This is a genomic window from Chitinophaga sp. Cy-1792 (assembly GCF_011752935.1).
Lineage (GTDB): Bacteria > Bacteroidota > Bacteroidia > Chitinophagales > Chitinophagaceae > Chitinophaga.
This window is the reverse complement of sequence record NZ_VWWO01000003.1, coordinates 473011-487070: the sequence shown is the minus strand read 5'-3', so window position 1 is coordinate 487070 and position 14060 is coordinate 473011. Positions and strand designations below refer to the sequence as shown.

17 protein-coding genes are annotated in these 14060 nt (G+C 46.2%); all 17 read right to left on the bottom strand.

What is annotated here, in order from left to right; translation table 11 throughout:
- Positions 1 to 6 precede the first annotated feature (6 nt).
- Positions 7 to 651 (bottom strand): hypothetical protein, encoded by a 645-nt coding sequence (locus tag F3J22_RS27395; RefSeq protein WP_167021167.1) that lies wholly within the window; start codon positions 649 to 651, stop codon positions 7 to 9.
- The gene (locus tag F3J22_RS27390) at positions 614 to 1246 is read right to left on the bottom strand and encodes an outer membrane lipoprotein carrier protein LolA (protein WP_167021166.1); all 633 of its coding nucleotides are present in this window, start codon (positions 1244 to 1246) and stop codon (positions 614 to 616) included. The genes F3J22_RS27395 and F3J22_RS27390 overlap by 38 nt, the downstream gene beginning before the upstream one ends.
- The gene (locus F3J22_RS27385; RefSeq protein ID WP_167021165.1) at positions 1239 to 2018 is read right to left on the bottom strand and encodes a polysaccharide deacetylase family protein; all 780 of its coding nucleotides are present in this window, start codon (positions 2016 to 2018) and stop codon (positions 1239 to 1241) included. The genes F3J22_RS27390 and F3J22_RS27385 overlap by 8 nt, the downstream gene beginning before the upstream one ends.
- The gene (locus F3J22_RS27380) at positions 2012 to 3076 is read right to left on the bottom strand and encodes a beta-ketoacyl synthase chain length factor (protein ID WP_167021164.1); all 1065 of its coding nucleotides are present in this window, start codon (positions 3074 to 3076) and stop codon (positions 2012 to 2014) included. Before F3J22_RS27380 ends, F3J22_RS27385 begins: the two co-directional genes overlap by 7 nt.
- 9 nt (positions 3077 to 3085) lie before the next feature.
- Complete coding sequence (locus F3J22_RS27375; protein ID WP_167021163.1) at positions 3086 to 4279, bottom strand: beta-ketoacyl synthase; 1194 nt, start codon at positions 4277 to 4279, stop codon at positions 3086 to 3088.
- Positions 4276 to 4539, bottom strand: coding sequence for a phosphopantetheine-binding protein (locus F3J22_RS27370; RefSeq protein ID WP_167021162.1), 264 nt, complete (start codon positions 4537 to 4539; stop codon positions 4276 to 4278). Before F3J22_RS27370 ends, F3J22_RS27375 begins: the two co-directional genes overlap by 4 nt.
- Before the next feature lie 128 nt (positions 4540 to 4667).
- Entirely contained in the window at positions 4668 to 5270 is a 603-nt protein-coding gene (locus F3J22_RS27365) for a beta-ketoacyl synthase N-terminal-like domain-containing protein (protein WP_167021161.1), read from the bottom strand.
- Positions 5260 to 6519, bottom strand: coding sequence for an NAD(P)/FAD-dependent oxidoreductase (locus F3J22_RS27360; RefSeq protein WP_167021160.1), 1260 nt, complete (start codon positions 6517 to 6519; stop codon positions 5260 to 5262). The genes F3J22_RS27365 and F3J22_RS27360 overlap by 11 nt, the downstream gene beginning before the upstream one ends.
- 57 nt (positions 6520 to 6576) lie before the next feature.
- On the bottom strand, positions 6577 to 7638 hold the full coding sequence (locus F3J22_RS27355; protein WP_370459474.1) for a methyltransferase: 1062 nt from the start codon (positions 7636 to 7638) through the stop codon (positions 6577 to 6579).
- 48 nt (positions 7639 to 7686) lie between these two features.
- On the bottom strand, positions 7687 to 8874 hold the full coding sequence (locus F3J22_RS27350; protein ID WP_167021159.1) for a beta-ketoacyl synthase N-terminal-like domain-containing protein: 1188 nt from the start codon (positions 8872 to 8874) through the stop codon (positions 7687 to 7689).
- A 9-nt stretch (positions 8875 to 8883) separates the two neighbouring features.
- The gene (locus F3J22_RS27345) at positions 8884 to 9303 is read right to left on the bottom strand and encodes a thioesterase family protein (protein ID WP_167021158.1); all 420 of its coding nucleotides are present in this window, start codon (positions 9301 to 9303) and stop codon (positions 8884 to 8886) included.
- 3 nt (positions 9304 to 9306) lie between these two features.
- Complete coding sequence (locus F3J22_RS27340) at positions 9307 to 10062, bottom strand: hypothetical protein (protein ID WP_167021157.1); 756 nt, start codon at positions 10060 to 10062, stop codon at positions 9307 to 9309.
- A 12-nt stretch (positions 10063 to 10074) separates the two neighbouring features.
- Positions 10075 to 10494 carry a 3-hydroxyacyl-ACP dehydratase gene (locus tag F3J22_RS27335; protein WP_167021156.1) on the bottom strand — a complete coding sequence of 140 codons (420 nt, stop codon included), beginning with the start codon at positions 10492 to 10494 and terminating at the stop codon, positions 10075 to 10077.
- 171 nt (positions 10495 to 10665) lie between these two features.
- Positions 10666 to 11538 (bottom strand): lipid A biosynthesis acyltransferase, encoded by an 873-nt coding sequence (locus F3J22_RS27330; protein ID WP_167021155.1) that lies wholly within the window; start codon positions 11536 to 11538, stop codon positions 10666 to 10668.
- A complete protein-coding gene (locus F3J22_RS27325) occupies positions 11538 to 11795 on the bottom strand; it encodes a phosphopantetheine-binding protein (protein ID WP_167021154.1) in 258 nt (85 codons plus the stop codon). The genes F3J22_RS27330 and F3J22_RS27325 overlap by 1 nt, the downstream gene beginning before the upstream one ends.
- Positions 11796 to 12013: 218 nt before the next feature.
- Positions 12014 to 13237, bottom strand: coding sequence for a beta-ketoacyl synthase (locus tag F3J22_RS27320; protein WP_205195745.1), 1224 nt, complete (start codon positions 13235 to 13237; stop codon positions 12014 to 12016).
- Between the two features lie 34 nt (positions 13238 to 13271).
- Positions 13272 to 14000, bottom strand: coding sequence for a 3-oxoacyl-ACP reductase FabG (gene fabG, locus F3J22_RS27315; protein ID WP_167021153.1), 729 nt, complete (start codon positions 13998 to 14000; stop codon positions 13272 to 13274).
- Positions 14001 to 14060: the final 60 nt, after the last annotated feature.

Below are 14060 nucleotides of genomic sequence, written 5' to 3'. Positions count from 1 at the left end.
ATTCGGTTATTTTTTTTCGACCCTTTGCAGGGAGATATTAAATTTAAAATTTAGATGACGGATGTAGATACTGTCAGGAACACCGTTCTGATAATGCGCCATCGTTACGCGTACCACCGGCTTACGTACAGAGGATTTTTCAATACGTAACAGTTTCGTGCAGTCGTTATCCGTTATATAGTAATTATTTCCTTTTTCTGTAGGAACAACTACAAATCTTTCATTATTTTCAACAGCTACATGGGCCTGGCTTAAATCCGGGCGTAGTAACACCAGCGCCAGATCCTGATTCAAAGCCTTCACCACGGCCGGTTTATCCATCTTGGGAATGATAAAGTGCTTGGTAAATCTGCCATCTTTATCATATTCAAAATCGAAGAACTTAAAGCCCATCTCGTTTGCAAACACAATCCTGAGTGAGCTGTCGGGCATTTGCTTCAGAAATACCAGTCCGCTGAGATGATGCTTTAAAATATTCACCTGCGTACTGTAGAGTGTATTTGTAAACGTCGGCCTGAACTGCGCTATACAATTCACATCGGCGGAATCTTTACGTTGCAGCCCTTTATATACAGAACGGCAACCAGTACCCGCCAGCACCAACAAAACGACACTACTTAGCAGAAAATAACGCATCCGGAATATTTGCATTCAGTTGTTTATGTAAAAAGCTGATGGTCGTATCATCGCCAGATGGTTCTTCCATCGTGATCTTCGACACAGAATAATCCTGCTTATCTACCAGCAACGTGATTTTATTGAAATAATCTTTCATGGCCTTATTGGCAGGCACCATTTCCAACTTGTAGTATTGTGCATTTTCAGATGCTTTGGTACTAAAGTCGGTATTATCCAGCACCGTCCCTCTTACACAGTCCACCGTAATTTTATTAACCTGCTCAAAGATCTTATTGGACTTCCCATTCACTTTATTTTCTTTCTGGGCATCCTTGATCCTGATCTGGCTACCATTCATCACCATCAGATAATAAGATGGCTGCTGATATTCCATTCTTACCTTATTATCTTTCTTAAACCAGAATTTCCCTTTGCTGGTGATTTTATCAGACAGCATACTGAGATTTTTCTCCTGCACAAAATCACACTGAATCGTTTGTGTGTTTTGTGCTGCCTTTGCAAACTGCTGCTTCAGCGGAGTCATATCCGTCACTGGTTTAAATCCTGTCTGGGCTTGTATTTGTAGCGAGAAGCACACACACATTACCCATAATATCCATTTACGCATAAGCGGGTATTTTTAATAATTTATCTACTCTCTCCAATTCATAACCACGTTGGCGAATGCCTTCAATCAGTGCCGGTAAAATATCAGCCGTAATCCTGCAGGTATCGTGCAACAGAATTACTGCGCCAGGCTTGAGTTTGGAAAGAATATGTTCCAATAGCTTTTGTTCATCTTTAGCAACGGTATCCAGCGAACGTATATTCCACCCGATGGCAGTCATATTGGTTTTACGCACTGCTGTGGCCAGGTTTGGATTGGTAACTCCATACGGAGGTCTGAACAGGCGCGGCTGTACATCCAATACATTCTCTGCCATGTCGTTCATATTCAGCAGGTCCAGCTCCATGCGGCGCCAGTTGTACATATCAAACCAGAAATCATGGCAGTAGGAATGATTTCCGATAACATGCCCTTCTTCGTGTATACGTTGCAGTAAGTCCTCGTTATCAGGAATATGCCTGCCAATACAAAAAAATACGGCCTTCACCTGGTGTGCTTTGAGTATATCCAGTATACGTGGTGTATATTCCGGCAGTGGCCCATCGTCGAAGGTAAGTGCTACTGTTTTTTTTGTTGTTTGGGCAGATGATAAGGTTTTGATAAAAAAACCGGAACGCACGTTAATAGCTCCCCATACACACAACCCAATATGTATCCCCGCTAACAGGTACCACCAGCCTGATATCTGATGGTATCCCATCATATATTTGGCAACGGTTATTATCAGCAGCGCCACTAAGGTTAATATGAGCGAGAACCTGTAACTCAGCATGCACGCAGCAATATCAGGGAATGGTGTGTTCCCTGGTGATGATTATAGATTAAAATATTTTTCAGTTTAGCTGGCGCCTGTCCGTAGAACATGGCTGCATCTGGTGCATCCTGCTCCGCGATCATCCTGTTGGCCATCCACATTCCGAAGGCCATCGCAGTAGGATATTCTCCGCAAAGATGTTTGAAGCAGGCCTCCGGATGCTCCGGAAATAAGGCTGCTGCAACTTCTTCATACATCTCATCCTGATCGATATCGCCGTTTCTGCCGGTTACCAGCAGGTCGATATCTCCCAGAGAAGTATCATGTTCTTCCAGAAATTTTACGATATGACCGATTACTTCTCCCTCCCACATTGGCTTATATAGTGTGGAGATGCCCACCAGTTCTGCTGCCGCATGGGCCCCTTTTTCTGTACTCAGTGTAAAGAAAGCCGCACCTTCGCCAGCAATAGTGCCACGTACAGGACTATTCAGCAGCTCCATCGTTTTCACCGGCTCTTTTTTATAGATGCCAAAACGGGAAAGTATCTGGTGGCTGTAATTGGTAATTTCGTCTAAACCTCCTGTGAGCACGTTTTTAGCTTCGCCTTCCCGCAGTATCATCATGGCATCCAGTAGGGAATTCTCAAATGAAAATCCACGGTGAACGAAGGTATTGTTGTAGGCATTACAACCCATGATCAGGGCTATCTGTCCACCTACGGTATTGTGTGTAGATTGTATAAACGCAGTAGGAGTCAACATTTCCTCGTGCTGCGATACCATTTTATTAAGAAATACACCTGTATCATCGAGGCAGCCATACGCTGTACCGGTGATGATTGCATCCGGCATGGCAATACCTGCTTCTTCCATACTCAGGTTAGCCGCACCTACGCCCATTTTCACTACCCGGCTCATTCTGCGGATCTGTTTCAGGTCGATCCATTGTTTGTAGTCAGGATCAACGGTCGACAGACGCACCTGTTCGTATTCCCTCAGCGTAGCGAATAAGGGACCTATCTGGGCAGTTTCCTGCGGCGATATACAACCGGTGCCGTTTATATAGATGTTCATGTGTTTAGATTATTCTTTTGAAAACACCAGGCTGGAACAATTTCCACCAAACCCGAAAGAGTTAGACATCACATGATGCAGGTCGTTGCCAGTGCTGAAGGTCGTTACCGGCGCAAAAGGCAGTTCTTTCATCTGGTGTTCGAACCTTGCGTTGGGATAAATGATACCTTCTTTCAGTGACAGTGCCGCATATACTGCTTCAATGCCGCCGCTGGCGCCTAGCGTGTGTCCCGTAAAGGACTTCGTGGAGCTCATCGCCGGAAAATGTGGCGCAAAAAGTCGCTCGATGGCAATACCTTCTGAAACGTCGTTGTTGGCGGTGCCGGTGCCATGCAGGTTGATATAGTCAATCTCCGCAGGCTGTAAACCAGCCATATGCAAGGCGCCTTTCATGGCAAGGTAATTACCTGTTCCATCCGGCGATGATGCCGTCTGGTGATAGGCATCGTTGGCATTGGCAAAGCCGCTGAGTCTTGCCCATGGCTGTATTTGCGCAATCAGTCTGTCGGAAACAAGTACAACATAACCGGCGCCTTCGCCCAGATTCAACCCGGTACGGGTATCATCAAACGGACGGCAGGGCTGCTGGTCTAATATCATCAGGGTATTAAAACCATTCAGGGTAAATCTGGTGAGCGCATCGGTACCACCGGCGATTACCACATCCACAATATTGTTGCGGATCAGGCGGGAGCCATACATCAGCGCATTGGCCGCCGAAGAGCAGGCGGTGCTGATGGTGGAAATATGATCGCGGATACCCATGGCATCTGCTACCAGCTCCGTAACGGCGCCGCATTCGTGGAGTACCACCTGCTGCAACCGGCCACCGCTGGGGTTTGTAAGGAATGTCTGGAAGAAATCTTCCGTTTTGTCCATACCACCAACGGTATTGGCAGATACAAATCCTACACGGTATTGGGAAATATCCGCCAGCCCGGAAGATTTCCAGGCTTCTCTTGCAGCAATGATACTCAGCAATGCTGTTCTGCTGGTATTTTCCGGCATCCTGGCCATATCGGCCAGGGTGTCGTTATCTGCTTTCACTTCCGCTACCGGGAAAGTATTACGATGTGCAGAATGCAGGTATTGCATGGCAGTCATGCCCGGCTGCATATCCCTGAATGCGGCTATATTAGCCCGCAAATCAAGGCCAATGCCGCTGATAACACCACCACCTGCGATCCATACCTTTTCACTCATGCCTGTTGCTTTTGATGGGCAGTAATAAATTCAGCCATCGAACGGATGGAATGAAATATTTCAGGTCCCTGTTCAGGGTTAGCAATGCGGATGTTATAGTGCTGCTGCAGCAGAACAATCAATTCCAAAGCATCGATAGAATCGAGACCCAAACCGGTTTTGAATAAAGGATCGTCATTACCGATATCTTCCGGTTTAACTTCCTGCAAGTTTAATTGCTCAATGATCTGCGATTTCAGATCCGACATCAACTGTTCCACGTTATGCTAATTTTAAAATTTATATATTTTTTAATCAATCGGGCGTGAGCCCACCCGCGCGCAGCGCGGAACACACCAACTGATACCTTCGGTATCAGTTGCAAAATACCAGCAGGCGGTCAGATAAATCAGGCATATAATGCCATCAAATTCTCCGCAGACAACGGGATATTTCCCTCTTTCTCCACCAGTGCCATCACTACTTCATAATCTTTTTCCATTACCTCTACCCACGCTACCAGACAAGCCTGTAAAGGCGTTTCAGCAAAGAGTGCAGTGGCATAATCCGACAGTAAACCGGCATCAAAGGATGAAGACACAAAAAAGGTATTCTCTCCCTTAAAACCATGCCGGATACTAATCTCCCCCATTACAATATTGGGTAAGGTATATACAAACAGGGCCGGACTGGCAAATTCCATTACGGTGGCATAATATCGCAGGTCTGTATCCAAACTGGCGCTACGGTTAGATAATAACATCCCAACAGCTTCTTTTGGAAGTGTATATACATTACTATCTTTCAACAAAGCCTCTGCAGCCAGCCACCCCAGCTTGCTGAGCGGGTCCATTTTATGGAATTTCGGATACTGACCCGAAAACTGATCATAGGCACCCCGCAGGAACTCCTGCAACTCCACCCCCGGAGACGAAAATAACAGCTGCCCGTTCAGGGTAATGCTGTTATTTCTGATTATACAAGAACCTGTTATATATGCTTTATTCTTCAATCGTAGAACTGCTTTTTAATTTCTCCGTTAATTCAATGGTGCGTGCCAGTCGCTTCAAAGCAGTGTCATGGTTGGTTACGAAAGGATTAGAAGTATCCCACACATAACCCGCCAGTACTGAACAAATCTTTCCTTTAATCTCAGGATCAGGATCTTTGGAGAAGAAAATGGTATCGAGTGTTCCCTCGTACCAGGCCATCACATAGGAACGGAAGGTATTCACGCCCTGCATGGTTGGCTCCATATATTCCTTCTCCCAGTCTACGGCTTCGCCCTTCAGCTTTTTAATCACCAGCTTTGCCGCCGTCTGGCTCGACACGCAAGCCAAAGTTACGCCAGATGAGAAAATCGGGTCCAGGAATTCTGTTACGTTACCTGTCAGCACATACCCATCACCGTAAAACTTATCGGTGGTAGCGGACCATGATTGCAGAATCCTTGGCTCAAATACCAGCTCTACATCACGGAAACGCTCCCTGGTATAAGGTTCCGACTCCAGCATTGCGCGGTATTTCTCTTCGTCGGTACCCGGAAACTCTTCAAAGAATGAAGGATCACTAACAAAACCCAGACTGGTAACACCAGTAGAAAATGGAATAATCCAGATCCACGTACCTTTTTTATGCACCACCGCTGTGATACGGTTAGGCTCGTCTGCCATGGAACGGCGCTTATCCACCGTATGCGCGAATAATGCCTTACGAGGCTGTAAATTGGAATTCTTCTCCAGGTTAAACAGCTTAGGAATCACACGTCCATAGCCACTTCCATCCACAATAAACCTGGCCTCAATCTGTGAAATATTACCGTCTTTATCTTCAACAGTAGTTACAGAATCGGAACCATTAAATCGTATATCCGTTACCGTTGTTTCGTAAGAAACCGGAACACCCATGCTTTCCACTGTATCAGCAAGGGTTTTGTCGAAGTCGGCACGGGTTACCTGCCATGTCCATTGCCATCCCGGCGTATGTTGTTCTTTAAAAGTGAAATCACATACAAGGTCATTCTTCACGAATTTGGCGCCAAATTTCTGCTGAAAACCTTTGGCAGAAATAGCATCAATAAATTTCGCTTCCTCCAATGCTTCCATGCAACGTGGCAGCAAGCTCTCCCCGATCACAAAACGGGGAAATTTCAGCTTCTCCACCACCTTCACCTTATAGCCAGCCTGGTGAATAATAGACGCAGCTACTGATCCCGCAGGACCAGCGCCAATAACCAGCACATCGACTTGTTCAGTTCTCATACGATGTTATTTTGGGATGTAATGAATTTTGTTATAATGCAAGGCAACTATGTATCGTTATGCTTTTCTACATTTCAGCAATGTATAGTTCAGTCCCATCTGATTGTTTTCTTCTGCAATCACTAAACCAGCGTCATTAACACATTGGAAGAAATCATCTGTATGGTACATCTGGCTGTTACCATTGGCCATGGCAGTGAAATACAGTGATGTCTGCTGTAAACAGAAAGCTGCTGATTTAAACTGCTGACGGTTCCAGAACGGCTCCAGGATGTAGATGGTTCCGCCGTCGTTCAGGGCTTCACGGCAACGCTTCAGGATAGAAACAATTTCCGCTTCAGAAAAACAATCGAGGAACTGGCTCATCCAGATGGCATCAAACCCTTTAGGGAAAGGCAGGCTCTCATCCAGGATATTGGCGATGTGGAAATGCACGCGGTTTTCAACGCCTGCTTCCTGCATTTTCTTTTGCGCCAGGCCAGCCTGACCAGGTAAATCGAAGATGGTCACTTCTACTTCAGGGTCTTTGGCAGTACATGCCAGCGCCCATTTACCGGTGTTTCCACCGATATCCAGTAAACGTTTAGGCTTGTTTTCAAATACAATATCCAAAGCGCCTGGTGTGGCCAGATCTGAATAGTAGTGGTCGAAATCGAACCAGCTTTTACCTACAGCCGGTGGCAGCAGTGATAAGCCGGGATAGATGGTATCCCATGGGCCGAGCTCTTTCAGGCCGGCAGGTTTACCTTCTCTCAGCGACTCCTCCAGGTGGTACATGCCTTTATAGCAGATATCCTGTGTGAAGTCCATATTGATGCGGGTCAGATTATCATGTAAGATGAAATAACCCGTTTTTGTCAGTGTATATTTTTTATCATTTACGATCACCAGCTCCATACCCAAACCTGCTTCCAGCAATACTCTTACGGCATAGCGGTTCATATTGGTCTGCGCCATAATTTCTTCGATAGTGATACCCTGTGAGCCGCTTTTGCTCACAGCATCTAAAATACCCATATCACGCAGCGCTCTGGTAGCCTGGAAAGCAATAGGTGCGAAGGCGAGCCATAACGCGGCTTCTTTGGCCTGTAATGCTGTTTTTGTTTCTTTATTAAACACGACAAATGATAAAATGTAGCTGGCAGACGCCCTTTAGATGTCGGCCACTCAGCTGATTAAACTAAAAACCATCGCTGCATTGCAACCGCCAAAACCTGATACGGTTTTCAGGAGATGTCTGGCATCGGTGTGCGCAATGGCATTACTAATATGAACCGGCATCGTTACACCGGAAGTTTCAAAATTCTTTGTCGGCAGTACTACCCCTTTCTTCAACGCTTCCATACTGATCACGGCCTCTATCAGTCCTGCTGCTCCCAGCGTATGGCCATAATAGCCTTTCAGACTGTTTACCGGCCGCTCTGCCAGGCCCGCATGATGCAGGGCTTTCGCTTCCATCTCATCATTATACGGTGTAGCAGTACCGTGGGCAGATACAAATGCGATTTCACCCGCCTCCAGGCCACTGCCTGCCAATGCCAGTTTCATGGCTGCCGCCAGCTCTTCGCCGGTGCGGGAAGGCCCCGAAATATGGTTGGCATCATTACTTACTGCACCATTGCCCAACACAATATCCCGGGCTAATGCCGGATCTTTGGTCAGTATCACGGTGGCAGCACCTTCACCCAGCGTCACCCCTGTCCTGTTGGCATCAAAAGGCTTGCAGGGAAGGGCACTCACCGCCTGAAACGACTGAAAACCAGATAATACAAACCGGGTGAACACATCTGCCCCCGTTACTATTACCTGATCATATACACCCGCACTCATCAGTCTTTTAGCTGTAATAATGGCTACCAGTCCTGATATACAGGCACTGCTCACAACCACCGGCTTGTTGACCACGCCAAAATACGCGGCCACCTTTTCAGCGCTGCTGCCCAGCTCCATGAAATCTACCGGCATATCAGGGAACCTGGCGTGCAGGTCTTCCTGTCCATTGACCATTTCCTGGTTGACTGTCTGCTCCAGCAACTCGATATTACCTTTGGTGGTAGACACGATCAGGCCGGTGCGCTTATCCTGTACCGGGATGGCTGTCTGTTCCAGTGCGTTGGCGATAGAAGTAATCAGCAGTGTCTCAAACTTCGTATAACCCTGCAGGTTATATTTTCCGGCATAGGACTCCAACTGACCAGGCGCCATCATAGCAGCATAAAACGGCGCATTGGCATAAGCAGCATCTTCGTGTAAACGGATGCCGCTATTACCCTGCAATACCGCCTCAAAGTTCTGTAGGGTGGTGCATCCCAGCGGACTCACGATATTATCAGCAGCAACAAAAACCTTTTGCATAGTACCCTTTTATACCAATCCCTGTTCTTTTTTCCATTCACTGAAAAAAGGCGGCAGGGTGAGCTGCAGCAGGCCGGATTCCTTGTCCAGGAATACCTGGACACTGGAGCCGGTAGCCACCACCTCACCCGTGGCTGCGTTGGTTAGTTTATATTCGAATTTCAGTTTTGCGGCAAGGTCATCCACATAGGTAGTATGTACAACTACCTTGTCGCCATATTTCAGCGGACGCTTATAGTCACACTGTATATTTACCAGTGGTACGGTATATCCCCTGGCTGCAATGTCCAGGTAGCGTAAGCCGTATTTTTCCCCGAAAGCCTCCCTTCCGTCTTCAAAATACTGCACATAATTCCCATGCCATACGATCCCCAACGGGTCACAGTCGTTAAATCTGACCTGTACAGTGGTGCTTTCGGTTAATGCCATTAGTTATCCTTTCTTTTTCGGTTTTGCTGGTGCTGATTTGTTACCAGCTACAGCTGTTTTGCCCGGTTTTTTCGGCGTAGAATCCGCTGCCGGCGCTTCTACAGGGTCTGTAGCATTGGCATATTTTTCTTTCCACTTATTAATATCACTGTGTACATCGTCGAGCACACTCTTTAACGGTGAAGCCCAGAAGTTACGGAAACCAAAAGACATGGTAGGTGTTTTTCCTTCCATTCTCTCTGTCAGCAATACACGATGTTTTTCCATGTCCACAATGGTAACAAACATAGAGGCTTTCTTATCCATTTTACTCATGCCGTCCATTACCAGCAACACGCCAATGCCTTTCTTACCGGCGAAATCGAAGTCTTTTACCAGTTTGGTAACATCTTCTTCTTTCAGACGACGCAGGTCGGCACTGTTGTCGGACAATAATGTACCTGGATTTACAGCTGCATTCCGCTTGTTAACCGGGCCAATGTCATACGTTACGTTCTCATGGCGGAAATTGCCAGGAACGTCATACTTTTTAGATTCATTTACAACGACCTGGTTAATACCTGCAAACTGGCGGTCTACAATATCACCTGTCTTTGCACCGGCATCACCGATCAGGCGGGCCTGTGTAAAATCCACTCCCAGCCAGGTAAAGGAGGAATCCTTATTGTCCAGGAAGTTTTTTAATTTTTGTGCTTTTGCTTCAGTAAAAAAGCTACTCAGAAAAAAGGTTACTACCAGAAAACATAAGCTGGATTTCATATTGATTATATTTTAGGGGTTGATGAATATTTTCAGTTCGCACTGCGCCATCACCTTATCCTGATACACTACTTTGGCATTGACCATGGTAGCATTGAATACCTGTCCGGTAATTTCGGTGGTGGTTTCGATGGTGGCTCCTGCTGGTGGCAATTCAAATATTTCAAAATCCTTTACGGCGCCAATAAAACCCAGTGGCACCGGTGTATTTTCCTGTCGCGCGATATAACCGACACGCGCAGCAGCCGTCTGGGCCATATTTTCCATCAGCCCCGGCGCAATAAAGTATCCATTCTCCACAAAAATATTATCGGGGGCAATATTCAACGCAGTACGGGTAACAGGCCCTTCTACTGCCAGGATTCCACTGATCATTACAATTGGCGCGCGTTGCGGAATATATGCGGTAATATCGTCGGTATGAATAAACATCTTCACAAATTATTGTAAAAAAAGAAATACGAAGTAAATAGAATTATACGAAATTATTAACAGTAATAACACGCAGATTTAAAGATACAGGATAGCGTAATAACCCTTTAAACTGGCTGGTTATTCGGTTTATAATTTTTTCAATAAGATAAATATCTGGTATTATACCCTTTATTCTACCCAGAAGTCGTAATAATTAAACCATTGGGTAGGATATTTCCTGATTTTCTCTTCCATACCTGCTACAAAATCATTCAGTGCCAGCTCCTGTTCACGACGTCCGTTGTAAACTTTCGGCTCGGTTGAATAAAAATGATAATGGGTGGCGGATTCCTTAAAGGCATAAACGCCGCAAACAGGCACCCTGAAGGTGGCTGCCAGCAGAAAGGGCCCCAGCGGAAAATGTGCCGGAGATCCCAGCAAATCAGCGGTCATGGTCTTATTGCCGGGCAGAAACCTGTCGGCATGCATGCACACCAGCTCCTGGTTACTCAAGGCTTCATTAATGGCATAAATATGCGATAAATCGTCCTTTAGAACGATAATATTCACATTTCTGCCGCCGGTAACGGATGCCAGGTACTCTTTGATACGCTGATGCTCCCCGTCAAACATGACAATATTAATTCGGGCATTCAGCCGCTTAAACAGGTGCCCCGCTACTTCCCAGTTACCTAAATGCGCACTGAGCATAATTCCGCCCTTGCCACCGGCAACCAGCTGGCGCAAATGCTCCTCCCCGTCAAAATCAAAGGTGAATTTATTGCCCATATCAGCCATCACCACCACCTTATCGATGATGGTCTGGCCAAAAATATAATAGTTGCTATATAAACTGAATAAGGACTTCAGCCTGCTATAGCCTATCTTTTCATGAAAGTATCGGTAAATGGGTTTGGAAGAACTCCAGGAGAACAAAAAATAATACGCGGCCACAAACCTTAACAGGAAATAAGCAGGATATACACCCCCATAACGCAGGATCCCAATAAAAATACGGTATCCCAGCTTATTCCCCTTCGACTTTCCCTGCCAGGACGGCATTATACTAGTTCTTTTTGCTGAATACGAGCAGTGACGTAATCGTAAAAATCCTGGAAGGTGACAATGCTCTGAAAGTCTTCAGGCTTTACTTTAAAACCAAAATTATCTTCAATCACTACTACCATGTCGATATAGTCCAGACTATCTAAGTCCAGTGTAGCTTTCAAATTAGCTTCAGGCTTAATTGCGTCGAGGTCAGCTTCAAACTCCTCTACTAAAAACTTGTTGGTGACAGTTATTACTTCTTTCAGTTCCATAAAATGTATAACAGATATAGGTTGATTTAAAAATTACAGTTACCTATATGGGTCCCTTCCGGGTAAATTTCAACCAATCCTGATAATTCTTGTGTTCTACGATTGTTCCAGGGGCCAAAGTTAAGAATATATTGGAAGTTACACATACAACGAGGCTGATGAGTTTTCCACCTCTCCAAACTAGTGATTTTTATACTCAGAAAATTGGCGTTTTAATACTATTTTCCCTCCCAGCCTTTCACTATCAGAGAAGAATTTGTTCCCCCGAAGCCAAAAGAGTTAGACAAAAATATATTAAATTTTTTATTAAGTGTTCTGCTGACGATATTCAATTTTGCCGCGTCGTCATCCGGATTTTCCAGGTTGATATTAGGTGCAATGAAATCGTTCTGCATCATCAGCATGGAATATACGATTTCACTGGCCCCGGCCATCCAGCATTCATGCCCCGTCATCGATTTGGTGGAGCTCACCGGAATATTTCCGCCAAAAACCTCATAAATCGCCTTCGCTTCACTGGAATCCCCTGCCGGCGTACTGGTCGCATGTGCATTGATATAATCAATATCGGTAGATTTCATGCCAGCATCCTGCAGTGCTATCTGCAAAGACCTGACCGGCCCGTCCACCGTTGGATTGGAGATATGCGCGCCATTGGAAGAAAATCCATAACCCAGCACCTCACCCAGAATAGTAGCCCCTCTGCGCTGCGCAGATTCCAGGCTTTCCAGGATAACGGTAGCCGCACCGCCACTAGGCACGAGCCCGTCCCTGTCGCGGTCAAAAGGCCTCGAAGCACGGGTCGGGTCACTCTCCCTGGTGGAAAATGCCGCAATCGCATCAAAATTACCCATGGCATACAGGTTGATCTCCTGGGCACCGCCACAGATAACCGCATCCTGCATACCGTTCTTGATAAACATATATCCCAGCCCGATAGCATGGGAGCCACTGGCACAAGCCGCACTCACCGTGAAATTCACGCCTCTCAGCTTGAAAATCGTAGCCAGGTTCATATTTACAGTGGAGTTCATGGTCTGAAATACAGAACCAGAGCCCACCAGCATGGTATCTTTCTTTTCCCGCATGATATCAGTAGCTTCTATCACGGGTTTGGCCGAACTGTCATTTCCATATAACAGCCCCACCGGTGTTTTCTCAAAATAATCCTCGCCCATACCTGCCTGCGCCAATGCTTCACGGGTGGCCATAAAGGCATACTCGGCCTGTTCAGGCATCATCAGGCGGGCACGTCGGTCCAGCAGGCCTTTCAGCTCAGGACGAGCTACATAGCCCGTCAGCCCGGAACGATAACCAAAAGCTTTCCTTTCAGGGTCCAGGATAATCCCTGACTTCCCCTGATACAATGAATCTCTCACTGCCTGCAGGTCTTTACCAATGCAGGAGTAGATTCCCAGTCCAGTGATCACAACTCGGTTCATAATGGCTACGGTTAACTTATTGTTGGATTATTTATCAGGTATATAAACCTCCGTTGATACTCAATACCTCCCCGGTAATGTAAGAGGCGCCCTTTGAAGCAAAGAAAGCCACTGCTTCTGCTACTTCTTCGGCGGTACCGAAACGGTTCATTGGCACTTGTGCTGCGAGCTCCTTTTCATTCAGCTCGGCAGTCATATCTGTTTTTATAAAACCTGGTGCTACGGCGTTGACAGTTACTCCACGTTTAGCAATTTCCTGCGCCAATGCTTTGGTGGCGCCTATTACGCCCGCCTTGGCGGCTGAATAGTTGGTCTGGCCCGCCAGTCCCTTAATACCGGACAACGACACCATATTGATAATCCTTCCGTAACGCTTCATCAACATACTGCTTAATACCTGCTTGGTAACATGGTAAAAGCCATTTAAGCTGATATTCAATACGTTGGACCATTGTGCTTCGCTCATCATGAACATCAGGCCATCCTCACGGATACCTGCATTGTTCACCAATACTTCGATCTGGTCTTCTTTATGCGATTCTATCCAGCCTCCCAATACACTTTTCACTTCTTCTGCCTCGCCTACATTGAATTGCAATAATTCTCCCGTACTCCCGGCATTTTTCACAGCTTCCAGCGTTTCCTGTGCCGCTGCTTCATTGCCCTTATAATTGATAAGCACATGGTAGCCCAGTTCCGCCATCTTCACACATACCGCTCTGCCTATACCCCTGGAACCACCTGTAATTAACGCACATTTCATCGATTGATTCGTTTATGCCATACTTTACTACGGCCATTTATTTACTATGTAATGCTGCTC

Excerpts from the sequence above, each read along its gene's own strand:
- F3J22_RS27395 (WP_167021167.1), bottom strand. The coding sequence starts at position 651 with ATGCAAATATTCCGGATGCGTTATTTTCTGCTAAGTAGTGTCGTTTTG.
- F3J22_RS27330 (WP_167021155.1), bottom strand. The coding sequence starts at position 11,538 with ATGCCGTCCTGGCAGGGAAAGTCGAAGGGGAATAAGCTGGGATACCGT.
- F3J22_RS27340 (WP_167021157.1), bottom strand. The coding sequence starts at position 10,062 with ATGAAATCCAGCTTATGTTTTCTGGTAGTAACCTTTTTTCTGAGTAGC.
- F3J22_RS27320 (WP_205195745.1), bottom strand. The coding sequence starts at position 13,237 with ATGAACCGAGTTGTGATCACTGGACTGGGAATCTACTCCTGCATTGGT.
- F3J22_RS27385 (WP_167021165.1), bottom strand. The coding sequence starts at position 2,018 with ATGCTGAGTTACAGGTTCTCGCTCATATTAACCTTAGTGGCGCTGCTG.
- F3J22_RS27350 (WP_167021159.1), bottom strand. The coding sequence starts at position 8,874 with ATGCAAAAGGTTTTTGTTGCTGCTGATAATATCGTGAGTCCGCTGGGA.
- fabG (WP_167021153.1), bottom strand. The coding sequence starts at position 14,000 with ATGAAATGTGCGTTAATTACAGGTGGTTCCAGGGGTATAGGCAGAGCG.
- F3J22_RS27325 (WP_167021154.1), bottom strand. The coding sequence starts at position 11,795 with ATGGAACTGAAAGAAGTAATAACTGTCACCAACAAGTTTTTAGTAGAG.
- F3J22_RS27390 (WP_167021166.1), bottom strand. The coding sequence starts at position 1,246 with ATGCGTAAATGGATATTATGGGTAATGTGTGTGTGCTTCTCGCTACAA.
- F3J22_RS27335 (WP_167021156.1), bottom strand. The coding sequence starts at position 10,494 with ATGTTTATTCATACCGACGATATTACCGCATATATTCCGCAACGCGCG.
- F3J22_RS27380 (WP_167021164.1), bottom strand. The coding sequence starts at position 3,076 with ATGAACATCTATATAAACGGCACCGGTTGTATATCGCCGCAGGAAACT.
- F3J22_RS27345 (WP_167021158.1), bottom strand. The coding sequence starts at position 9,303 with ATGGCATTAACCGAAAGCACCACTGTACAGGTCAGATTTAACGACTGT.
- F3J22_RS27375 (WP_167021163.1), bottom strand. The coding sequence starts at position 4,279 with ATGAGTGAAAAGGTATGGATCGCAGGTGGTGGTGTTATCAGCGGCATT.
- F3J22_RS27360 (WP_167021160.1), bottom strand. The coding sequence starts at position 6,519 with ATGAGAACTGAACAAGTCGATGTGCTGGTTATTGGCGCTGGTCCTGCG.